This is a genomic window from Streptomyces sp. NBC_01214, from assembly GCF_026340975.1.
Classification (GTDB): Bacteria; Actinomycetota; Actinomycetes; order Streptomycetales; family Streptomycetaceae; genus Streptomyces.
This window is the reverse complement of the sequence record NZ_JAPEOS010000001.1, coordinates 3130262-3151858: the sequence shown is the minus strand read 5'-3', so window position 1 is coordinate 3151858 and position 21597 is coordinate 3130262. Positions and strand designations below refer to the sequence as shown.

Sequence of the window (21597 nt, the reverse complement as noted above, 5' to 3'; positions counted from 1 at the left end):
GGAAGTGGGATTCCCCGGCCTTTCCCTTGTACGACCGGGGAATCCCCTGCTAGACCTGCGTCATGACCGACTATTCCCCTGACGCCACCGACTGGCGAATCCTCGAAGCCCTCCAGCGGGACGGCCGCGCCAGTTTCACCGAGCTCGCCCGCTCCGTGTCCATGTCCGCGAGCGCCGTCACCGAGCGGGTCCGCCGACTGGAGGAGACCGGCATCATCACGGGCTACACGGCGGTGGTGGACCCGGAACGGCTCGGCAAGTCGATCCTCGCCCTGGTGCGGCTGCGCTACCCGCACGGCAACTACAAGCCCTTCCACGACTTCCTGGAGGCCACCCCGGAGATCCTGGAGGCCCACCACGTCACGGGCGACGACTGCTTCGTCCTCAAGGTCGCGACCCGCTCGATGTCGCACCTGGAGGAGGTCACGGGCCGGATCGCGGGGCTCGGTTCGGTGACGACGAGCGTCGTCTACTCCTCCCCGCTGCCCCGCCGGCCGCTCAGTCCGTGAGCGCCGCCGTGCGGTGGCGCACCACGGAGCCGCCGCGCTGCTTGACGATCTCCAACTGGGCCTGGACCCGGGTCCGCAGGTCGGCGACGTGGCTGACGATGCCGACGCTCCGGTCCCGCTCGCGCAGCGAGTCCAGGACGTCGAGCACCTCGTCCAGCGCCTGGTCGTCGAGGCTGCCGAAGCCCTCGTCGATGAAGAGGGTGTCCAGGCGCATCCCGCCCGCCTCGTCGGTGACCACGTCCGCGAGGCCGAGCGCCAGGGCGAGCGAGGCGAAGAAGGTCTCGCCGCCCGACAGGGTGGCCGTGTCCCGCTCGCTGCCGGTCCACGCGTCGACCACGTGCAGTCCGAGGCCGGAGCGCCCGCGTCCGCTCGCTCGCGCGTCGGAGTGGACCAGGGTGTAGCGGCCGCCGGACATGCGCAGCAGCCGTACCGTCGCGGCGGCGGCCACCTGCTCCAGGCGGGCGGCCAGGACGTAGGCCTCCAGGCGCATCTTGCGCTCGTTGTCGGCGGAGGTGCCGGCGGTGAGTCCGGCCAGCCGGGCGACCCGGTCGTAGGCCTCCCGCAGCGGGCCGAGGGCGCGCAGTTCCTGCTCGGCCTGCCGGGAGAGCCGGTCGAGCTCCGTGCAGCGCGCCCGGGCCGCGTCGGCCGCCGACCCCGCCGTACGGAGCTTCGCCGCGGCCGCGGCCGCGTACGCGTCGGCCGCGTCCGGTGCGGCCGGAGGCAGGGCTGCCGCTTCGGCGGCGCCGGTCTCGCCGCGGCGGTCCGCCAGCAGGGCCTCTTCCGTCTGCCAGGCGTCCAGCCGGTGTTGGAGCGCAGTGCGTTCGTACTCGGGGAGCACCGCGTCGGCGGCGGCCTCGATGGTGTCGAAGCCGGCCTTGAACGCGGCGTCGGCGAGCTGGTCGTCGGCCTCCTTCAGCCGGGCCGCGGTGGTCTCGGCCCGGCGCAGCGAGGTGGCCGCGCCGGAGACCATCCGGACCCGGTCCTCCAGGGTGCGGGCGCGGGCCGCGACGGTGGGCGCGCCGTCGCGCACGAGGGCGAGTTCGGCCTCCAGTCCGGCCTGTTCGCGGTCCAGGGCCTCGCGCCGGGAGGCCCTGGCGGCGGCCCGGGTCTCGGCGCCCTGCCGGTCGGCGCTGCGCGTGGCGTGCTCCCGCTCGGCGCGGGCGAGCTGCTCACGGGCGGCGTGCAGGCCGGCGGCCGCGGCGTGGGCGGCCGCATGGCGGGCGCTCAGGTCGGCGGTCAGGTCGAGGAGTTCGGCGGTGGCGACGTCCCCCGCGGCGGCCGCGGCCTCGGCGCGGGCCTCCTGGGCGGCGGCATGCCGGCGCTCGACGGCGGCCCGGGCCTGCTCGGCCCGTTCGAAGTGGGCGTGGGCCGCGTCCTCGGCGGCGCGGTCCACGTGGCCGGGGGCCGGGCGGGCCGGAGCAGGGTGTTCCGCGGACCCGCACACGGTGCAGGCCTCCCCGGCCACCAGTGCCTCGGCAAGCTCGGCGGCGATCCCGCGCAGCCGGGCCTCCTTGAGCTCCAGCCAGCGCTCCCGGGCGGCGGCCGACTCCTCGCGCAGGGTGAGCAGTTCGCCGGCGGCGCGTGCCGCGTCGGCGTCGAGCTCGTCCCGCCGGCGGGCGGCGTTCAGCTGCATGCGGGCGGGTTCCAGCCGGCCCGCGAGCTGCTCGGTCAGGGTGGCGGCCTGCTGGGCGGCGTCCACGCGTTCCTGCAGCGCCGTACGGGTCGCCTCCCAGCGCTCCAGCCACTCGGCGGACTCCTGGTGCGCCTCCTCGGCGGCCCGGGACTCGCGTTCCAGGTCGGCGCGTTCCCGGCCGATCTCGGCGCTGCGCTGTTCGGCCCGCTGCGCCGCGCCGAGCGCGCCGAGGGCCTCGCGCAGCCGTTGCTCGACGTCGGCCAGCTGCTCCGCGCCCGCCTCCTTCAGCGTGGGCGGGAGCTGTGCCCGGGCGGAGGTTTCGGCGTGGGCGGCGGAGAGGTGCGCGGCGGAGGCGGCGCCGCGCAGTTCCAGGGCGGGGGCCACCAGTGCGCCGCGCCGGGCCCGGTCCAGCAGGTCGCGCACCCGGTCCCGCTCGGGCGCGGCCCCGGCGAGCAGGGCGGCCCGGCGGAGGGTCTCCGCGTGCCGGCGCTGGAGCCGGTCGAGCTCCCGCGCGTCCTCGGCGGCCCGCCGGGCGGCGGCGTGCCGGCTCTCGACGGCGGCCAGGGCGTACTCGGCGACGTCGAGGCGCTCGCGGGCCGCGCACCGGGCGACGGCCGCCCAGGCCCGGACGGCCCCGGCGAGCCCGGGGTCGCCCGGCTGGTGTCCGGGCATCGGCCAGGCCCGCAGGTCGGCGCTGTCGCCGGCGGCCTGGGCGAGCCGTTGGGCGGTGTGGAGGACCTTCTCGTCGCCGGCCCGGACCTTGGCTTCGGCGGCCCGGCGTCGCTCGCCGAGCAGGGCCTCGACGGCGGCGAAGCGGCGGGTGTCGAAGAGCCGGCCGAGGAGACGACCGCGGGCGGCCTCGTCCGCGCGCAGGAAGCGCGCGAACTCCCCTTGCGGCAGGAGGACGACCTGGCAGAACTGCTCGCGGCTCATGCCGAGCAGCTGCTCGATCTCCTCGCCGATCTCCTGGTGGGAGCGGCTGAGCGGCTCCCAGCCCTCGCCGGTGTGCTCGCGCAGCCAGCTCTGGGCCTTGTCCTTGGTGGTGCCCGTGCCGCGCTTCTTCGGGCGCTCCTGTTCGGGCCGCCGGGTGAGCTCCAGGCGGCGGCCGCCCGCGGTGAGTTCGAGGGTGACCTCGGTCGGGGTGTGGGCGGCGGCGTGGTCGCTGCGCAGGCTCGTGCCGGGGGCTTGGCGGGGGCCGGGCACGGAACCGTAGAGCGCGTAGCAGACGGCGTCGAGCACGGAGGTCTTCCCGGCGCCGGTGGGTCCGTGCAGCAGGAAGATGCCGGCGCTGGAGAGCGCGTCGAAATCGATCTCCTGGGGCGCGGCGAACGGGCCGAAGGCGGTCACGGCCAGCCGGTGGAGCCTCATCGTTGGGTCTCCCGGTGGCTGTCGTCGGCCCGTACGTCGTCGAAGGCGCCCTGGAGGACGGCCCGTTCGGCCTCGTCCGCATGGCCTCCGCCGCGCACGTGGGCGACGAAGTCCTCGGCGATCTGCTGGTCGCTGCGGCCCTTGAGGCGCTGGGCGTAGGAGGCGCCGGTCTCCTCCTGGCGGCCCTCGGGGTCGAAGGCGAGGGTGAGGGTGTGCGGGAAGCGGGCGGTGAGGCGGGCCATGGGGTCGTCGGGGCGGACCGGGTCGGTGAGGGTGGCTTCGACCCAGGCGTCCTCGTGGACCTGGTGCGCCGGATCCCGGAGCAGGTCCTCCAGCCGTCCGCGGAGCCGGGCGAGGGTGCGCGGGACGGGGGTGTCGATCCGCTCGGCGCCGGTGATCTCGCCCTGCGCGCCGAGTTCGATCAGCCACGTGCTCTTGCGGTGGTCGGCCTCGGAGAAGGAGTAGGCGAGCGGGGAACCGGAGTAGCGGACCCGTTCGTCGATGGTCTGGCAGCCGTGGAGGTGGCCCAGGGCGGCGTAGTCCACGCCCGCGAAGACGGAGGCGGGTACGGCTTCGACCCCGCCGACGGTGATGTCGCGCTCGCTGTCACTGGCCCGTCCGCCCGTGACGAAGGCGTGTGCGAGGACGATCGAGCGGGTGCCGGGCGCGCGGGTGGCCAGGTCGGCCCGGATCCGGTCCATGGCGGCGCCGAGGACCGCCTCGTGGCTCACCTTCTCCGCACCGAACTGGTCCTTGACCAGGGCCGGCTCCAGGTACGGCAGGCCGTACAGCGCCACGTCACCGTGTACGTCGGTCAGGACGACGGGGTCGGCGCAACCGGCCGGGTCGGTCCGCAGGTGGATCCCGGCCCGGCCTATCAGCCCGGCGCCGACGCCGAGGCGACGGGCCGAGTCGTGGTTGCCGGAGATCATCACGGTGGGGACGCCGAGGTCGGCGAGGCGGTGCAGGGCCCGGTCGTACAGCTCGACGGCGGGCAGCGGAGGCACGGCCCGGTCGTAGACGTCACCGGCGACGAGGACGGCGTCGACCTCGCGCTCGCGCACGGTCTCGATGAGGTGGTCGATGAAGGCCGCCTGGGCGCCGAGCAGGTTGACCCGGTGGAAGGCCCGGCCGAGGTGCCAGTCGGAGGTGTGCAGGAACTTCACTCGCCGGCCCCGCCGCACATGCCGTCTCCCCCTGGTCGTCTCCCGCTCGCTGAACCCCTCTACGCTAACCCGTCCCCGGGGGCGCTCAGGGCGCGTATGTCTCTCCGCCGAGGGTGAGGCCGGCACTGCCCGCGGTGGTGTCGGCGAGCCAGGCCTCGAAGGCGGGCAGGTCCGCCTCCGGGAGGGCCACCTCGATCTCCACCGCGGCCCCGTAGCGCAGGTCCACCACGGTCCGGCCGGTGGAGCGCAGGTCGTTCTGGGTCTTGCCGGCCCGCTGGTGGTCGACGGTGACGGTGGCCAGCCGGTAGCGGCGCCGGGTGACGGTGCCGAGCTCGTCGAGGGCCTCGCCGACGACCCCGCCGTAGGCCCTGATCAGGCCGCCGGCGCCGAGCTTCACGCCGCCGTAGTAGCGGGTGACGACGGCGACCGCGTAGCGGATGTCGCGGCGCATGAGCATCTGCAGCATGGGCACCCCGGCGGTGCCGCCGGGCTCGCCGTCGTCGCTGGCCTTCTGTACGGAGGCGTCCGCGCCGACGACGTAGGCGAAGCAGTTGTGCGTGGCGGTGGGGTGCTCCTTGCGGATGCGCGCGACGAAGTCTTGCGCCTCCTGCTCGGTCGCGGCGGGCGCGAGCGAGCAGAGGAAGCGCGAGCGATTGATCTCGGACTCGTGCACGCCCTCACGGGCCACCGTCACGTACTGGTCTGCCTTCACCTCACCACCCTAAGCGGTGCAGAACGGGCCCCCGCCCGCCCGAAGCAGGTCACCCCCTAGGTTGGCGGGCATGGAACTGCGGGGGTGGCACTACCGGTACGTGGGACCGGCCGAGCTGAGGGCGCTCGTCCGGCCGGAGGGCGGGGGCCGGAGGATCCGCTCGGCGGCGGAGTTCGAGGACTGGGCCGCGGGTCCGGCGGCGGCCGAGCTGTCCGAGCCCGTCACGTTCGTCGTGGACCGCGCCGGTGTGCTGCGGCTCGCACCGCGGCGCAGCGAGCACGTGGTCTGCGCCGGCGGCGGCACGGTGCTGAGCGCCGGGGAGATCACCTTCGGGCGGGAGTCCGGGCGGTGGGTGGTCCGGGCGGTGAGCAACCAGTCGACCGGATACTGCCCGGACGCCGGCTCGTGGCCGGAGGTCGCGGAGGCTCTGGACGCGGCGGGGATCGGGCACCCGTCCGGCTTCACCCACGAGGTGGTCTTCCGCCGCTGCCCGGCCTGCGCGCAGCTGAACGTCGTCCGGGACGAGCACTTCGTCTGCGTCTTCTGCGACGCGTCCCTGCCGTCGACTTGGAACGTGGACCCGTCAGCGGGGTAGGCGGCCCAGCACCGCCCGCACCCTCTCGCGCCCCGCCGCGACGCTCGCTTCCCACAGGCCCGCGGCACCACCGCTCAGCGAGCGCGCTTGCAACGCTTCCTCCTCGGCACGGAAGCCGGCGCCGTCGGCCAGGTTCTGGTCGAGCAGACCCATCGCGGTGAGCGCGACGTGACCACAGGACAGTGCGTGGTCGACCTCCGCCGAGGCGTGGGCCAGCAGCGCGTACCGCAGGACGAGGACGCCGAAGAAGGCGTAGGTCCCGGCGACATCGGAGATGCCCTCTTCGCAAGGCTGCAGTTCCGGGAAACCCTCCAGCGCGCGCACGCGCTCGGCGGCGTCGGGCAGCGCCCGGTCCGCGTTCCAGAGGCCGCGCAGGGACTCCACGCAGAGGTCCAGATCGGCTTCGCGGTCCGGCGTGCCCGCCCGCATGCCGATGAACAGGGGCACCGCGCGTTCGGCGCAGGCGGCCGCGTACAGGCGGACCGCCCCGCCGTCTCCCGTGCGCAGGGCCTCCGCGACGGCGCCCTCCACCAGTGTCTCCACGTCCCGCCCCTCGTCCCGTCCGAACGGGACGAGAGGCTACCGCGCGGAATCGGGACCGGTGCCGGGGAATCGTGCCCGGCAGTTTTCGGTTGATGCGGCTGAGCGCCGGTCCGACGCGCTGGAGAAGCAGCGGTCGGATGGGCGGGGACGAGAGCACCAGGAGGCGGCACACGTGTACGGCGATCCGGCAACCATCCGCAAGATCCTCACCGAGCTCGGCGACACCTGGGCGGTGGTGGGGCTCTCGAACAACCAGGACCGCGCGGCCTACGGGGTGGCCCGCGTGCTCCAGCGGTTCGGCAAGCGCGTGGTCCCCGTGCACCCCAAGGCCGAAACCGTGCACGGTGAGCCCGGGTACGCCTCACTGGCGGACATCCCGTTCAAGGTGGACGTGGTGGACGTCTTCGTGAACAGCGAGCTGGCCGGGCCGGTGGCCGACCAGGCCGTCGCCGTCGGCGCCGAGGCCGTCTGGTTCCAGCTCGGCGTGATCGACGAGGCCGCGTACGCCCGCACCCGCGAGACGGGGCTGACGATGGTCATGGACCGCTGCCCCGCGATCGAGATCCCGGCGCTGTAGGCCTAACGGGCGGACGCCGCCGGGCCGCCGTGGGCATGGGCGGGCGGCGGCGAGACCGGTGGGACGGACACCGCGAGGGTCATCTCCATCGGTTCGGAGCCGTCGTTGCGGTAGGAATGCGCGAGGTTCGCCTCGAAGGTGGCCGCGGCCCCGGCGGGGACGCGGAACTCCTCGTCGCCGACGACCAGGGTCAACTCCCCCGCGGTGACGTGCAGCATCTCGATGGTGCCGGACGGGTGCGCGACGGAGTCCGTCCCCTCGCCCGGCACCAGGTGCCAGGTCCACAGCTCCATCGGGCCGCGCTCGTCGGTGCCGATCAGCATGGTCGTCGAGCTGCCCGCCTCGCTGGACCAGATCCGCACCACCTGGTCCGGCTGGACGACGCGAACCTGCGGGCCCCGGTCGTGGTCGAGGAGCGCGGAGATGCTGACGCCCAGTGCGTCGGCCAGCCTGACCGTGGTGCCGACGCTGGGGTTCGTACGGGCCTGCTCGATCTGGATGATCATCCCGCGGCTCACTCCCGCGCGGGCCGCCAGGGAGTCCAGGGTGAAACCGCGTTCGCCGCGCCACCGCTTGAGGTTCCGGGCGAGCGCCTGCGTGAGCTGTTCGAGGTCCGACACCATTCCGTCCAATATTTTGGATGACACAGTCCAACAGAGTGCACTAACGTGTTCTGTATTCGATGCTGCACTCCAGCGTTCACCGCACTGTACTGCGAGGCCCCCATGACCGCCCTCTTCGCCCTGGCCACAGCCGTGCTGTGGGGGCTCGCTGATTTCGGCGGCGGGCTGCTGACCCGTCGGATCCCGGCGCTCACGGTGGTCGTCGTCTCGCAGGTCGTGGCCGTGGTCGTGCTCGGTGCGGTGGTCCTCGGAACCGGCGCCTGGCGGGAGGCCGGTCCGCAGCTGTGGTTCGCGGTCGGGGCGGGCCTGGTCGGACCGGTCGCCATGCTCAGCTTCTACAAGGCGCTGGCCCTCGGCCCGATGGGCGTGGTCTCGCCGCTGGGCTCCCTCGGCGTGGTCGTACCCGTCACCGCGGGGCTGATGTTGGGCGAGCGGCCCGGCCTCGGCCAGTTCGCGGGGATCGCGGTGGCCGTCGTCGGCATCGTCCTCGCGGGCGGCCCGGAGCTGCGGGGCGCGCCCGTCCAGCGGCAGGCCGTCGTCCTCACCCTGGTCGCGGCCTTCGGCTTCGGTGCCGTGATGGCCCTGATCGCGGAGGCGTCCAGCACCATCACCGGGCTGTTCCTCGCGCTGTTCGTGCAGCGGGTCACCAATGTCGCCGTGGGTGGCGCCGCCCTGTGGACGCAGACCCGGCGCGGCCTCCCCGCCCTTCCGGCCGGCACCGGCCCGAAACTCCTGTGGGGATTGCTGCCCGCCCTGGCCTTCGTCGGCCTCGCGGACGTCGCAGCGAACGGCACGTACTCCATAGCCGCCCAGAACGGCCCGGTGACCATGGCCGCCGTACTGTCCTCGCTCTACCCGGTGATCACCGCGCTCGCCGCCTTCGCCGTACTCAAGGAACGGCTGCGCACGGTCCAGGCAGCGGGCGCCGGCCTGGCCCTCGCCGGAACGGTCCTCCTGGCCGCGGGCTGAGCAGTGCCGTGCATCGCGAGGCGGAGGGGCGGTGCCGTGCATCGCGAGGCGGAGGTGCGGTGCCGGGCGTCGCGGGGCAGGCGGGACTTTGACGGACACGGCCTAGGAGTGCTCGGCCTCCGCGAGTTCGGCCAGACCGCGCAGCTGCTCCGGGGTCATCCCGTCCGGGATCGGCACCGGCGTCGGCGTGCGCAGCGGCGGCTGCCAGCCCGTCTCCGGCTTCCAGCGCCGCACGATGCGCGCCGGCGCCCCCGCCACCACGGCGTGGTCCGGGACCTCGCCCCGTACGACGGCGCCCGCGGCCACCACCACGTTGCGGCCGAGGCGCGCGCCCGGCAGGATCACCGCGCCGGTGCCGAGCCAGCACCCGGGGCCGATCTCCACGGGTGCGCTGCGCGGCCACTGCCGGCCGATGGGCTCGTGCGGGTCGTCGTAGCTGTGGTTGGTGGACGTGATGTAGACCCCGGGTCCACAGAAGGTGTTCGCGCCGATGGCGATCCGGGCGTCGGCGATGACATGACTGTTGCGGCCTATGACCACCCCGTCACCGAGCACCAGCATCGGCTCGGAGCCCAGGTCGAGGTCCGGCATCATCCCGGCGGTCAGGGTGACCTGTTCGCCGATGATGCAGTGCCCGCCGAGCCGGATCCACCGCTCGCCGAAGACGGTGCCCTGGGGGAAGGCGAGCCGGGTGCCGTCCCCGATCGCACCGAACCTGAGCCGCCCCGGGGTCTGCGCGGTGACCGCACCGGCCTGCTGCATCCAGCGCCAGCCGGTGTGGACCACGCGGCTCGCCAACCGGCGACGCGCGGCCGTCAGAGATGAGAACGTGTTCTGTTTCTTCGGCACCCGGCCACGGTAGTGCGCCGGGCCCGGCCCGCCCCGGCCACACTCCTGTGATCTTCACCCCATCGCCGGTGCGGCGGCCCGCGTGGCCTACGGTGCCGTTAGCGCGGCAACCGGACGACGGACGCAGAGGAAGAGAACATGACGCACCAGGTGGCCCAGGCACTCGTGGCGGGTGTCGGCGGCAAGAACCCGGAGATCGACCCGACGGCCTTCACGGCTCCGACCTCGGTCGTGGTCGGCGATGTCACCCTCGCCGCGGGCGCGAGCATCTGGTACTCGGCGGTGCTGCGCGCCGACTGCGGCCCGATCACGCTCGGCGCCGACAGCAACGTGCAGGACAACTGCACGGTGCACGTGGACCCCGGCTTCCCGGTCTCGATCGGCGAGCGCGTCTCCATCGGCCACAACGCCGTCGTGCACGGCTGCACCGTCGAGGACGACTGCCTGATCGGCATGGGTGCGACCGTGCTGAACGGCGCCGTCATCGGCGCCGGTTCGCTGGTGGCCGCGCAGGCCCTGGTCCCGCAGGGGATGGTCGTACCGCCCGGCTCGCTGGTGGCGGGCGTGCCCGCGAAGGTGCGCCGTGAGCTGACCGACGAGGAGCGCGAGGGCATCAAGGTCAACGCCCTGATGTACGTGGACCTGGCCAAGCAGCACCGCGCGTCCGTGACGCCGGAGGTCTAGTTCCGGGCATCCCACGCGGCCACGAGCAGCGCCCTGACGGCCTTGTACTCATCGTGGCGCGTGCCGGGGCCCGGTCTCGTGTTGCCGGTGAACACCTGTCCCGCGGCCCCTTCCCGGAAGGTCCGCTCGGTGAGGGCGGCGCCCCGCTCGAGGAGCCGTTCCACCGTGGCCGGGCAGCCTTGGCGGGCGGCCCAGTCGAGCGCGGTGCAGTCCCGCCTCGTCTCCTCGATGTCGGCGCCCCGGTCCAGGAGCAGGTCCACGATCTCCGGGCTCCCGCCCTCCGAGGAGGCGGCCGCCAGGATCAGCGGCACGTAGCGCAGCCCGCCCGGGGCGGCGCCCGGTGGGGCGCCGGCGTCGAGGAGGGCCCGGGCGACGTCCGCGTACCCGTTCATCACGGCCAGGGCCAACGGCGTCGCCTCGCCGTAGGGGCCGGCATCGAGCCGGGGGTCGGCGCCGGCCGCGAGGAGGAGCCGGACGGCTTCCACCTGCCCGGCGCACACGGCCAGGTCCAAGGCCCGGCGGCCGCCGAGGACCCAGGCGTCGACCTCGGCCCCCTCGGCCAGCAAGCGCCGCACCAGGTCCGTGTCCCCGGCCTCGGCGGCGCGTCCCAGCCCGTTCGCCAGCGGGTGGTAGTGGTCCTCCCGGCCCTCGCCCGACCAGTCCGGCTCCGGTCGCTCCGCTGCCGTCATTCGCCGACTGCGGCCGGGGCCGTCTGCTGCGCGGGGATCTCCGCATCGGCGGCCCCGGCGGCCGCGGCCGCCTTCTTCATCCGGCTGCGCACCACCAGCGTGACCGCGAGCCCGAACAGCACGGCGAGCGCCAGCGCCAGCCAGGAGAACCGCTTCAGCCACGGCTCGGCGACGATCCCGACCGAGTAGATGACGGCCGTGGTGCCGCCGGCCCAGAGGATGCCGCCGAAGACGTTGGCGACGAGGAAGCGCCAGTAGGGCATGTGCAGCACGCCCGCCAGCGGGCCGGCGAAGATCCGCAGCAGAGCCACGAACCGTCCGAAGAAGACGGCCCACATGCCCCACTTCTCGAAGGAGCGTTCCGCCAGGGCCACCTGCTGGGGTCCGAAGTGCTTGGGGAAGCGCCGACCCAGCCGGTCCAGCAGCGGCTTGCCGCCCCGGCGGCCGATCGCGTAGCCGATCGAGTCGCCCACGATCGCCCCGGTGATCGCGCAGAGTCCCAGGACCACGGGGTCGATCTCCCCGTGCTGCGAGGCCAGCAGCGCCGAGCTGACCAGGATGATCTCTCCCGGCAGCGGGATGCCGAGGCTCTCCAGCCCGATGACCAGACCCACCAGGAGATAGATGCTGACCGCCGGAATCGTCTCCAGCCATTCCTGGATGTGCACCGGTACGTCCTCCCGTGTCGTCCTCGGCGCGCCCCCTGTGACACGCCGAACGGGCAGCCTATCGGCTCGCCACGACCGCCTTGGACCTCAGTGGCAGTTCACGCGACGAACGACCCACGAACACCTGCCGTCGGCCGGAACCCAGCACCCAGGCGTGCCGCTCCGGGTCCCACGACGACAGCGCCCGCTCGCTGATGTCGAGGGTGACGCGCTCCGCCTCGCCGGGTGCCAGGGCCAGTCGCCGGTAGCCGGCCAGCGCGCGCACCGGCTGGTCGAGCTCCAGTTCCGCGGACGGGCCGACGTACACCTGGGCCACTTCGGTGCCCTTGCGGCGCCCGGTGTTGCGGACGGTGAACTCCACGCGCAGTCCGGCCCGCTCCGGCCGGACGGTGAGCTTCTCGTACTGCCAGGTGGTGTAGGAGAGCCCGTGCCCGAAGGGGAACAGCGGGGTCACCCCCTGGGCGTCGTACCAGCGGTGGCCGACGTGGACGCCCTCGGAGTACTCCTGCCGGCCGCCCACGCCCGGGTAGCGCAGCGGGTCGCCGCCGACCGGGGTGGCCTGCTCGTCGGCCGGGAAGGTCTGGGTGAGGCGGCCCCCGGGGTCCGCGTCCCCGAAGAGGAGGTCGGCGGTGGCTCCCGCGCCCTCCTGCCCCGGGTAGTACATCTGGAGGACCGCTCCGGTACGGGAGAGCCACGGCATCGTCGTACTGGAGGAGGTGTTGAGCACGACGGTCGTACGGGGGTTCGCGGCGGCCACCGCTTCGATCAGCCGCTCCTGCCCGCCCGGGAGCGCCAGGGAGGTCCGGTCCCGGCCCTCGGTGGCGTCCTCGTAGGCGAACAGCACCACGCTGCGGGCCGACTTCGCGGTCTTGACGGCCTCGGCGAGGTCCGCGGCGCGGATCGCCCCGGTGGTGTGCCGGAGCCGGAAGCGCTGGCCCTTGTCCCCGCCCTCTGCGGTCACGGCGAGCCGGTGGGCGCCCGCTGTGAGGGCGAGGGTGGTGCGGCGGACGCTCATCCCGTCGGGTGCGGAGCCGAGCAGTCCGCCGGCGAAGTACTCGGCCACGCCCTGGCGGACGGGGAACAGCTCCTCACCGTCGAGGCGCACGACGGGCCGCTTCCCGGTGTAGTGGACGAGCAGGGTCCACTCGTCGTCGGCCGCGAGGCGGAACTCTCCCTCGTGGCTCCAGACGCGCCCGGGGTCCACGGCCCGCTCCTCCAGGTCGGCGGCCGGGGTCAACAGCTTCGCCGGGAGCGGCCGCCCGTACAGGTCCTCGCCGAGGGCGTAAGGGACGGTCGAACCGTTGCCGGCCCGGCGCCGGATGGCGGTCAGCGGGGCGGCCGCCCCGTCGGGGAGCACGTGGGCGCTGCCACCGCCGCTGACGAAGGGCACCTGGCCGGTCGGTCCGATCACCGCGATCGAGCGGGCGGCGGCTCCGGTCAGGGGCAGGGTGCCGTGTTCGTTGCGCAGCAGCACCGCTCCTGCGGTGGCCACCTTGCGGGCGGTCCGCGCTCCCGCGGCGGCGTCGCGCCGGGGCCGTGCGGCGGGCGGGGCCGTGAGCAGTCCGAAGCGGTCCATGGTGGTCAGGATCCGGTGGACGGCGAGGTCGACGGCGCCCTCCGGGACGGAGCCGCCGCGCACCGCTTCGCGCAGCGGTCCGCCGAAGTGGGTGCCGCCGGGCATCTCCATGTCGAGTCCGGCGCCGATGGAGGCGACGGTGCTGTGGGTGGCGTCCCAGTCGGACATCACCCAGCCGTCGAACCCCCAGCTGCCGCGCAGCACTTCCTCGAGCAGCGCCTTGCTCTCGCAGGCGTGGACGCCGTTGACCTTGTTGTAGGCGCCCATGACGGCGCCCGCGCCGGCCGCCACGGCGGCCTCGAAGCCCCGTAGCTCGGTCTCGTGGAGGGTCTGCTCGGCGGCGATCACGTCGACGGTGTCGCGGCCGTGCTCCTGGTTGTTGAGGGCGAAGTGCTTGACGGTGGCGATGAGGCCCTCGTCCTGGATGCCGCGGATCATCTCGCCCACCAGGTCGGCGGTCAGCCGCGGGTCCTCGGCGAAGGTCTCGAAGTTCCGGCCCGCGTACGGGGTGCGGATGAGGTTGACCATGGGTGACAGCAGGACGTCCTGGCCGAGCGCCCGGCCCTCGCGGCCGATGACGCGGCCGTACTCGCGGGCCAGCGCCGGGTCGAAGGCGGAGGCGAGCAGGACCGGCGCCGGCAGCGCGGTGGCGGGCCTGGCGACCCGTACCCCGGCGGGCCCGTCGGCGAGGCGCAGCGCCGGGATGCCCAGGCGCGGTACGCCGGGGACGTAGCCCGCCTGGCCGAGGGAGTCGGGATCGGGGGCGCCGTGCAGCAGGGCGGTCTTCTCGTCGAGGGTGAGCCGCTCCAGCAGGGCGTCGATGCGCGCGGCGCCCTTGGCCTCGGCGGCGGCCGGTGCGGCGGGCGGCGCCGTACGGGCTCCCGCGCCCGGCGGCACCCCGGGCGCGCAGGCGCCGGCTCCGAGGGCCGTGCCCGCCGCCGCGAGCAGTCGCATCGCGGAACGTCTGGACACGGCCTCGCTCATGGGCGCTCCCTGCGGCGTGGGTCGGCGGGAGCGGCCCGCGCCGGACCGCTCCCGCGCCCACTGTGCGTCGCGCGCCCGCCGGGTCGGCCGAGACGCGCCACCGCGGCGCCGAGGTTCAGCCCTCCGGCAGCGGCCGTGCGCAGTCGTTGCCGCGCCGGGTCTCGTCCTGGCGCTGGACCCGCGCCTCGGTGCGGTGGCCGCGCGCGATGTAGTCCCGTACGACGACCTCCACCGCGTCCTGCGGCGAGCCGACTCCGGCGAGCACCATCACCTCCACCACGAGCTCGGCGTCGAGGCTGATGTTGACCTTGGCCACGGGCGTTCCCTCCGTCGTCGTGCGACGGACTCTAGGGTGTGCCGGCCCGTGGCCGCAGGGGTTGGCGTCCGCCGGTCGTCACGCGTTGGGACGCAGGGTCCAGACGACCGTCATCTCGCCGGTCACGGCCTCGTCCTCGCGCTGGATGGCGATGGTCACCGGGAACTCGGGGCGGCCGCCGGCGTCGAGTTCGGCGACGACCTCCGCGGCCGGGCGGCCGAGGGTGGCGGTGGCGGTCACGACGCCCTTGGCGAGCTTCTTGTAGCCGATCTCCGCCTTCACGGCGAGCGGGACGGCGCGCGAGAGCTGGTCGCCGAAGGCGGCCAGGACGATCGCGCCGCTCGCGGACTCGGCGAGGGTGAACATCGCGCCGGCGTGCGGGCCGCCGACGTGGTTGTGGTAGTCGGGCTGGTCCGGGAGCCGGACGACCGCGCGCTCGGGGGTGGTCTCCAGGAACTGGAGGTTCAGGGTCCGGGCCATCGGTACGGTCGCGGCGAGCAGTTCGCCCACGTTCATCTGATCTGCGCTCATGGAACGCGATGTTACCCGCGAGTAGTCCTCATTGGCCAGAGCTCCCAAGGGGGCGGCCGTGGCTCCCCGCCGCCACGGCCACTATCGTTACCGGCCATGTGGCCAGGACAGCAGCAGCCGCCCGGGGGAGAACAGAACCCTCAGGACGCGCAACAGAACCCGTACCAGCAGCAGCCGGGACAGCCGGGGCAGCCGAACCCGTACCAGCAGCAGCCCGGTTACGGATACCCGCAGCAGCCGGGGTACCAGCAGCCCCCTGGCGTTCCCGGCCAGCAGTGGGGCCCGCCCCAGATGCCCCAGCAGCCCCAGCCCGCCGCGAGCGTCGCCGGCGGCGGCGGGAGCCCGTACTCGACCAAGACCGTGGCGATCGTCGCCGCGGCCGCCGTCGTCGTGGTGGCCGCCGCGACCGGCGCGTTCGTCCTGACCCGGGACGACAAGAAGACCGAGGCCGACGACAAGCCGGCGGCCAGCCCCTCGGCGCCGGCCTCTGAGGCACCCGCCCCGGCCGGCAGCAGCCCGAACCCGCGGGCCGGCGGCAGCGCCCAGCCCGTCATCCCGGGCTGGAAGGTCGTGGTCAACACGAAGTACAACGTCAGCTACGACGTGCCCCCCGAGTGGAACGTCCACGAGTCCGGGGTGTCGCTCTTCTACGACGACGACGTCAAGAACGACGGCAAGCCGCTCATCACGATGAGCGGGACCGCCACCCTCAAGGAGGAGTGGTGCACGATCGACAAGGAGGCGGACGGCAGGGTCGAGAAGTACTCGGTCGCCGACGCCGGCATCAAGGGGGCCCAGGGCGCCAAGGACACCGCCCAGGCGGCGTCCGACAACACCTTCGCCTGGGCCTACGCCGGCTTCGCCCAGAAGATGCCGAAGGGAACGGTCAAGGTGACCGACCCCAAGGAGTTCACGACCGCCTCGGGCGTCAAGGGCCACATGGTCATCGCGACCGCCCCGGGCATCAAGAAGGAACACAAGTGCACCACCGACGGCAAGGCGATCGGCTTCGCCTTCAAGAACGCCGTGGGTGACTTCGCCAGCTTCGCGCTGATCAGTGCGGCGGGCGTGAAGGAAGAGGTCGGGGCCGACGTCTACGACAAGGTCCTCAGCTCCATCCGGCTCACCACTCCGTGATGCCATGACCCCCGCGTCCCCCGTCCCGCGCCGGCAATCCGTTTGGATTCTCGGCCCGGGGCGGGGATAGTCCGGGGGTGAGCCCTCCCCGCACCGCACCACCCCGTACGCAAGTGAACCGCCACCGACCCGACTGGGCCGGCCGCAACTACAGCCTGCTCACGGGTGCGGCGATCATCACCAACCTGGGGAGCCACGGAGCTCACATCGCGGCCGCCTTCGCGGTCATGGATGCCGGCGGGTCCGTCGGCGACGTGGGCCTGATCGCTGCCGCCCGCACGCTGCCGCTCGTCCTCTTCCTCCTCATCGGCGGCGCCCTCGCCGACCGACTGCCCCGCCACCGGGTGATGGTCGCGGCCAACGTCCTCAACTGCGTCTCGCAGGCCGCCTTCGCCGTCCTCGTCCTCACGGGCGAACCCCGGCTGTGGCAGATGATGCTGCTGACCGCCCTGTGCGGGACCGGTACGGCCTTCTTCAATCCCGCGGCCGAGGGCATGCTGCTCTCCACCGTCTCCGGCGAACACTCCAACTGGGCCTTCGCGCTCTTCCGCATGGCGATCAACGGTGCCGGCATCGGTGGCGCGGCCCTCGGCGGAGCGATGATCGCCGCGGTGGGCCCGGGCTGGGTCCTGGCCGCCGACGCGGCGGCCTTCGCCGTCGCCGGCGCCCTGCGGGCCTTCCTCGACGTCAGTCACGTGCCCGACCGGGCCCCCGGCGGCGGCCTGCTGTCCGATCTGCGCGAGGGCTGGGTGGAGGTCCGCAGCCGCCCCTGGCTGTGGAGCATCGTGCTCCAGTTCTCCGTCGTGGTGGCCGTGGTCGGCGCCGCCGATGCGGTCTACGGACCACTGGTCGCCCGGGACCAGCTGGGCGGGCCCGCACCCTGGGGCGTGGCCCTGGCCTTCTTCGGCGTCGGCACCATCGCCGGAGCCGTCCTGATGATGGCCTGGAAACCGCGCCGGCTGCTGCTCGTCGGCACGCTGTGCGTGTTCCCGCTGGCGCTGCCCTCGGCGGGACTCGCCGTGCCGCTGCCCGTATGGGGGTTGTGCGCGGTGATGTTCGTCAGCGGCGCCGCGATCGAGGTCTTCGGCGTGAACTGGATGACCGCGATGCACCAGGAGATCCCGGAGGAGAAGTTCTCCCGGGTCACCGCCTACGACTGGTTCGGCTCGGTGTCGATGCTTCCGGTGGCCACCGCCCTGGCCGGACCCGCAGAGGCGGCCTTCGGACGTACCCAGGCCCTGTGGGGCTGCGCGGTCCTGGTCATCGTGCCCACCGCCCTCGTCCTGCTGGTCCCGGACGTCCGCCGCATGACCCGCAGGGCGCACGGCAAACCCGTCGCCGGGGCGGCCGCGGGCGCCGGGGCCCCCGTCGAGCAGACCCCCGCCGACGCCGTCGGCCACTGACGCACCGTCCGACCCGGCCGCTCACCCCAGGCTGAACGCGCCCTCCGGCGGCGCCGGGGAAGGGGCCGCGTCCGCGTCGGCCACCGGCGCCGCGCCCTTCCTGAACCGGGCCAGCCCGTCCCCGTACTCCACCCGGGCGGGAAACGCGTCGGCCGCGCACTTGCGGGCCAGCGCACCCACCTCCAGCGGAGCGTCGGAGGCCAGCAGTACGGCGTTCCCGAACCGCCTCCCCCGCAGCACCGCCGGCTCGGCGACCAGCGCCAGCTCCGCGAACGCCTCGGCGAAGTTGGCCACCTGCGCCCGCAGGAAGTCGAAGGGCGCCCCGTCGGCCAGGTTCGCCGCGTACAGCCCGCCGGGCCGCAGCACCCGCGCGGCCGCCCGCGCGTACTCCACCGACGTCAGCTGCGCCGGCACCCGCGAGCCGCCGAACACGTCGGCCACCACCACGTCCGCGCTCGCCGCGGGCGCGGCCTCCAGCCAGGTGCGGGCGTCGGCGGTGTGCACGGTGACCCCGGAGCCCGCCGCGAGCGGCAGGTGCTCGGCCACCAGGTCGACCAGACCCGGGTCGAACTCGACGACCGTCTGCCGGGAGCCGGCCCGGGTGGCCGCGGCGTAGCGCGGCAGGGTGAGCGCGCCACCACCGAGGTGCAGGAGGTCCAGCGCGAGCCCCGGCTCCGCTGCGCAGTCCAGGACGTGCGCGAGGCGGCGTACGTACTCGAACTCCAGGTGCTGCGGATCGTCCAGGTCCACGTACGACTGCGGGGCCCCGTCAACGGTCAGCAGCCAGGCCCGGTCCCGGTCCACGTCCGGCATCAGCTTGGCAGTGCCCTGGCCCACGTCCCGGACGACCGGGATCTGTTCGTCGCTCACCGCTCCATTGTCCGGCAGCGGCCCGTCGGGATTCGAACAGCCCTCAGACGGTACCGGCCGCCGACCAGACCGCAGCCGCCTCCGCCGCGTGCTCCTCGGCCTGCGCCAGGCCCGCCCGCGCCGCCGGGTCCCGCCGCGCCGGATCCAGCACGTTGCGTCCGAAGGCCTTGCGGGCCGCCGGCGACGGGGTGATCAGCAGGACCCGCGCCCCCGCTTCCCGCAGCCGGTCGGCCTGCACCGACGGCGAGGGCACCAGTGCGGAACCGAGCGAGATCGGGGCGAGGATCACCACCCGGTCGTAACCGGCGGCCAGGTCGGCGTTGGTCGCGGAGCGGATCCCGCCGTCGATGAAGCGGCGGCCCGCGACCGTCACCGGCGGCCACACCCCCGGTACCGCGCAGCTCGCCGACACGGCGTCGAGCAGCCCTCCGCCGCTCCCCCGCTCGAACGCCTCGAGTTCACCGGTGAGCGCGTCCACCGCGGTGACGACCAGCCGCCGCTCGGGCCACTCGTGGGAGACCAGCCGGGCGGCCAGCACGTTGCGGCGTTCCGCCTCCGAGCCGGTGTCCGCGGCCAGGGCCATGGCTCCCACCCGCCTGCGGTAGGCGCCGGCGTCGCTGCGCGAGCGCGCCATCGCCAGTGCGTACCGGGCGATGACGGCCGCCCCCAGCTTCGCCACCGGTTCCGCCGAGGCGTCGCCGAGCTGGCGCTCGTACAGCTCCTGCACGCTGAGCAGTCCGGAGGTGAGCTGGGCACCGACCACCGAGCCGGCGGAGGTGCCGACGACCAGGTCCGCGGTGGTGAGGTCCACCCCGGCGCGGGCGAGCCCGTGGAGCATTCCGCACTCCCAGCCGATGCCGGTCAGTCCGCCGCCACCGAGCACCAGTGCCGTGTCCCCGCCCATCTCCGCCCGCCCCTTCGCGCATGCCTGTGGTGACGGCAGTCTGGCGTAGCCGGGCCACCGCCACCACAGAGGGGTCCGGATCAGGCCCGGGTCACCCCAGTACGGCCGTCACCGTTCCCGCGCCCACCGTCCGCCCGCCCTCGCGGATCGCGAAGCCGAGCCCCGACTCCAGCGGGACGTCCCGGCCGAGCTCGACGGTCATGGTGACCGTCTCCCCGGGCCGGGCCACGGCGACCTCACCCAGGTCCACGTCCCCCACCACGTCGGCGGTGCGGATGTAGAACTGCGGCCGGTAGCCGCTGGAGACGGGTGTCGTACGGCCGCCCTCGCGCCCGGAGAGCACGTACACCTGCGCAGTGAAGCGGCGCTGCGGCGTCACGCTGCCGGGCGCGGCCACCACGTGCCCGCGGCGCACGCCGTCGCGCGGGACCCCGCGCAGCAGCAGCGCGACGTTGTCCCCGGCCTCGGCGGACTCCATCGGCTTCCCGAAGGTCTCCAGCCCGGTGACGACCGTCTCGGCCGGCTCGCCGTCGCCGCCGAGGACCGCCACGCGGTCCCCGAGGCGTACGGTGCCGCGCTCGACGGCGCCGGTCACGACGGTCCCGCGCCCGGTGATGGTCAGCACGTTCTCCACCGGCAGCAGGAACGGCGCGTCCGTGTAGCGCACCGGGGTCGGTACGTAGGTGTCCACCGCGTCCAGCAGCGCCTGGATCGCCTCCGTCCACCGCGGGTCGCCCTCCAGCGCCCCGAGTCCGGAGACCCGTACGACGGGCGCGCCGTCACCGCCGTATCCGTGCGCGGTGAGCAGCTCGCGGACCTCCAGCTCGACCAGGTCGGTCAGCTCGGGGTCCCCGGCGTCGGCCTTGTTGAGCGCCACCACGATGTGGTCGACGCCGACTTGCCGGGCGAGGAGCACGTGCTCGGCGGTTTGTGGCATGACACCGTCGAGCGCGGAGACGACGAGGATGGCGCCGTCGAGTTGGGCAGCGCCGGTGACCATGTTCTTGATGTAGTCGGCGTGACCGGGCATGTCCACGTGGGCGTAGTGCCGGGTCTCCGTCTCGTACTCGACGTGCGTGAGGTTGATGGTGATGCCGCGCCGGGACTCCTCGGGCGCCCGGTCGATGCGGTCGAAGGGCACGAAGGAGGCGCCGCCGTGCTCGGCGAGGACCTTGGTGATGGCGGCGGTGAGGGTGGTCTTGCCGTGGTCGACGTGACCCATGGTGCCGATGTTGAGGTGCGGCTTGGTACGCACGAAGGCCGTCTTGGCCATGATTCATTCCCGTGTCTGGAAGCTGGAACGGGACCCCGAGGTCGAGCCGACCCTCCCCCTGCGGGGTCCGCCGGACGATCCGGGAAGGGTCAGCTTCGTGCGCCGTCGAATGCGGCGAAGAACGGTGCGTACGCAGGTGCGCCTGCCGGTGCGCCCGCGGTGACGGCAGCCTTCGGCGCGTCCGCGACTGCGGACCGCTCTGTGAGGAAGGCGTACCGGTTCATGGCCCTGATCCTGCCGGACGGTCCGGGGCGCGTCGAACGAATTACGGCGCGGTCAGAGGTTCTTGAGCGCCTCGCGCACGGACAGCGGGGCCAGGGAGCCGCGTTCGGCCTCGACGAAGGCGCGTACCGCTTCGGGGTCCGTCTTCGCGTACTCGCGCAGGGCCCAGCCGATGGCCTTTCGCACGAAGAAGTCCGGGTGGCCGGCCCGGCGGCGGCAATGGGCGAAGAGCCGTCCGGCGTCGGTGGCGGACTTGAAGCGGAGCTGGTGGAGCAGCGCGGTGCGGGCGAGCCAGAGGTTCTCGTCCTCGATCCACTCGTCCATCACGGCCGCGAGTTCGGGGTCGGCGGCCACCAGGGGGCCGACCGTGTGCGCGGCCAGCAGGTCGACGGTGTCCCACCAGGGGACGGTGACGACCAGGTGCCGGACCACCGGCAGGAAGCCGGAGGAGCAGCGGGAGGCGTGGCCGCGCAGGTAGTCCACCGCGAAGTAGTGGTACTCGCGTTCCGGGAGCTGCCAGCAGCGCAGCGCGAGCGCCGCGCAGTCCGCCTCGGAGGGTTTCGGAGTGTCCTTGGTCACGGTCTTCGACAGGTCCCGGCGCAGCGGGGTGGGGATGCCGAGGAAGGGCGCGACGTCCTTCATGTACGCGGCCATGGCCCGGGCCCGCACGGGATCGGCGGCCGCCGCGTACGCCCCGGTCAGCCGCTCCACCAGGGTGTCCGCGAGGGCGCTGCGGGGAACCCGCGGGGGTCGCCGGTCGTTCGACAGCATGAGGCCCAGATTACGGCGCACCGCC

The 21597-nt window shown here is 73.9% G+C and carries 22 protein-coding genes; 7 read left to right on the top strand and 15 right to left on the bottom strand.

Annotation, left to right across the window (positions count from 1 at the left end; translation table 11 throughout):
- Positions 1-62: 62 nt before the first annotated feature.
- On the top strand, positions 63-509 hold the full coding sequence (locus OG594_RS15075) for an Lrp/AsnC family transcriptional regulator (protein ID WP_266599034.1): 447 nt from the start codon (positions 63-65) through the stop codon (positions 507-509).
- Here the strand turns inward: OG594_RS15075 and OG594_RS15070 are convergent.
- From OG594_RS15070 to OG594_RS15060, 3 genes are all read right to left on the bottom strand, one after another.
- The gene (locus tag OG594_RS15070) at positions 499-3510 is read right to left on the bottom strand and encodes an SMC family ATPase (protein WP_266599032.1); all 3012 of its coding nucleotides are present in this window, start codon (positions 3508-3510) and stop codon (positions 499-501) included. The genes OG594_RS15075 and OG594_RS15070 overlap by 11 nt on opposite strands.
- Complete coding sequence (locus tag OG594_RS15065; protein ID WP_266599030.1) at positions 3507-4676, bottom strand: exonuclease SbcCD subunit D; 1170 nt, start codon at positions 4674-4676, stop codon at positions 3507-3509. The genes OG594_RS15070 and OG594_RS15065 overlap by 4 nt, the downstream gene beginning before the upstream one ends.
- An 85-nt stretch (positions 4677-4761) precedes the next feature.
- Entirely contained in the window at positions 4762-5388 is a 627-nt protein-coding gene (locus OG594_RS15060) for a YigZ family protein (protein ID WP_266599028.1), read from the bottom strand.
- 70 nt (positions 5389-5458) lie between these two features.
- Between OG594_RS15060 and OG594_RS15055 the strand changes: the two genes are divergently transcribed.
- Complete coding sequence (locus OG594_RS15055; protein WP_266599026.1) at positions 5459-5983, top strand: hypothetical protein; 525 nt, start codon at positions 5459-5461, stop codon at positions 5981-5983.
- On the opposite strand, the gene OG594_RS15050 is transcribed toward OG594_RS15055, so the two are convergent.
- Positions 5972-6526: a hypothetical protein gene (locus OG594_RS15050; RefSeq protein ID WP_266599024.1), complete on the bottom strand. Its 555-nt coding sequence runs from the start codon at positions 6524-6526 to the stop codon at positions 5972-5974. The two genes, OG594_RS15055 and OG594_RS15050, sit on opposite strands and share 12 nt — an antisense overlap.
- A 172-nt stretch (positions 6527-6698) precedes the next feature.
- Here OG594_RS15050 and OG594_RS15045 point away from each other — a divergent pair, with 172 nt between their 5' ends.
- On the top strand, positions 6699-7103 hold the full coding sequence (locus OG594_RS15045; protein WP_266599022.1) for a CoA-binding protein: 405 nt from the start codon (positions 6699-6701) through the stop codon (positions 7101-7103).
- Between the two features lie 2 nt (positions 7104-7105).
- Here the strand turns inward: OG594_RS15045 and OG594_RS15040 are convergent, their stop codons facing one another.
- Positions 7106-7723: an XRE family transcriptional regulator gene (locus OG594_RS15040; protein WP_266602918.1), complete on the bottom strand. Its 618-nt coding sequence runs from the start codon at positions 7721-7723 to the stop codon at positions 7106-7108.
- A 105-nt stretch (positions 7724-7828) separates the two neighbouring features.
- Between OG594_RS15040 and OG594_RS15035 the strand changes: the two genes are divergently transcribed.
- Positions 7829-8695 carry a DMT family transporter gene (locus tag OG594_RS15035; protein WP_266599020.1) on the top strand — a complete coding sequence of 289 codons (867 nt, stop codon included), beginning with the start codon at positions 7829-7831 and terminating at the stop codon, positions 8693-8695.
- A 102-nt stretch (positions 8696-8797) separates the two neighbouring features.
- Here OG594_RS15035 and OG594_RS15030 read toward each other — a convergent pair whose 3' ends face one another.
- Complete coding sequence (locus tag OG594_RS15030; protein WP_266599018.1) at positions 8798-9544, bottom strand: acyltransferase; 747 nt, start codon at positions 9542-9544, stop codon at positions 8798-8800.
- Between the two features lie 138 nt (positions 9545-9682).
- Between OG594_RS15030 and OG594_RS15025 the strand changes: the two genes are divergently transcribed.
- Positions 9683-10228: a gamma carbonic anhydrase family protein gene (locus tag OG594_RS15025; RefSeq protein ID WP_266599016.1), complete on the top strand. Its 546-nt coding sequence runs from the start codon at positions 9683-9685 to the stop codon at positions 10226-10228.
- On the opposite strand, the gene OG594_RS15020 is transcribed toward OG594_RS15025, so the two are convergent.
- From OG594_RS15020 to OG594_RS15000, 5 genes are all read right to left on the bottom strand, one after another.
- On the bottom strand, positions 10225-10917 hold the full coding sequence (locus OG594_RS15020) for an ankyrin repeat domain-containing protein (RefSeq protein ID WP_266599014.1): 693 nt from the start codon (positions 10915-10917) through the stop codon (positions 10225-10227). The two genes, OG594_RS15025 and OG594_RS15020, sit on opposite strands and share 4 nt — an antisense overlap.
- Complete coding sequence (locus OG594_RS15015; RefSeq protein WP_266599009.1) at positions 10914-11585, bottom strand: DedA family protein; 672 nt, start codon at positions 11583-11585, stop codon at positions 10914-10916. Before OG594_RS15015 ends, OG594_RS15020 begins: the two co-directional genes overlap by 4 nt.
- A 58-nt stretch (positions 11586-11643) precedes the next feature.
- Positions 11644-14145 (bottom strand): glycoside hydrolase family 3 C-terminal domain-containing protein, encoded by a 2502-nt coding sequence (locus OG594_RS15010; protein ID WP_266599007.1) that lies wholly within the window; start codon positions 14143-14145, stop codon positions 11644-11646.
- 115 nt (positions 14146-14260) lie between these two features.
- Positions 14261-14461 (bottom strand): type II toxin-antitoxin system VapB family antitoxin, encoded by a 201-nt coding sequence (locus OG594_RS15005; protein WP_266599005.1) that lies wholly within the window; start codon positions 14459-14461, stop codon positions 14261-14263.
- 78 nt (positions 14462-14539) lie between these two features.
- Positions 14540-14992: a DUF4442 domain-containing protein gene (locus OG594_RS15000; RefSeq protein WP_189973593.1), complete on the bottom strand. Its 453-nt coding sequence runs from the start codon at positions 14990-14992 to the stop codon at positions 14540-14542.
- Positions 14993-15088: 96 nt separating this feature from the next.
- On the opposite strand from OG594_RS15000, the gene OG594_RS14995 reads away from it, so the two are divergent.
- Positions 15089-16129 (top strand): hypothetical protein, encoded by a 1041-nt coding sequence (locus tag OG594_RS14995; protein WP_266599002.1) that lies wholly within the window; start codon positions 15089-15091, stop codon positions 16127-16129.
- Between the two features lie 113 nt (positions 16130-16242).
- A complete protein-coding gene (locus OG594_RS14990) occupies positions 16243-17532 on the top strand; it encodes an MFS transporter (protein WP_266599000.1) in 1290 nt (429 codons plus the stop codon).
- A 21-nt stretch (positions 17533-17553) separates the two neighbouring features.
- Here OG594_RS14990 and OG594_RS14985 read toward each other — a convergent pair whose 3' ends face one another.
- The 4 genes from OG594_RS14985 to OG594_RS14970 all read right to left on the bottom strand — a co-directional run bounded on the left by OG594_RS14985 (position 17554) and on the right by OG594_RS14970 (position 21572).
- Positions 17554-18345 carry a spermidine synthase gene (locus OG594_RS14985; protein WP_266602916.1) on the bottom strand — a complete coding sequence of 264 codons (792 nt, stop codon included), beginning with the start codon at positions 18343-18345 and terminating at the stop codon, positions 17554-17556.
- A 100-nt stretch (positions 18346-18445) separates the two neighbouring features.
- Complete coding sequence (locus tag OG594_RS14980; protein ID WP_266598998.1) at positions 18446-19306, bottom strand: patatin-like phospholipase family protein; 861 nt, start codon at positions 19304-19306, stop codon at positions 18446-18448.
- A 91-nt stretch (positions 19307-19397) separates the two neighbouring features.
- Positions 19398-20579, bottom strand: a complete 1182-nt coding sequence (gene tuf, locus OG594_RS14975) for an elongation factor Tu (RefSeq protein WP_266598996.1) — start codon at positions 20577-20579, stop codon at positions 19398-19400.
- Positions 20580-20855: 276 nt separating this feature from the next.
- On the bottom strand, positions 20856-21572 hold the full coding sequence (locus OG594_RS14970; protein WP_266598994.1) for a DNA alkylation repair protein: 717 nt from the start codon (positions 21570-21572) through the stop codon (positions 20856-20858).
- Positions 21573-21597: the final 25 nt, after the last annotated feature.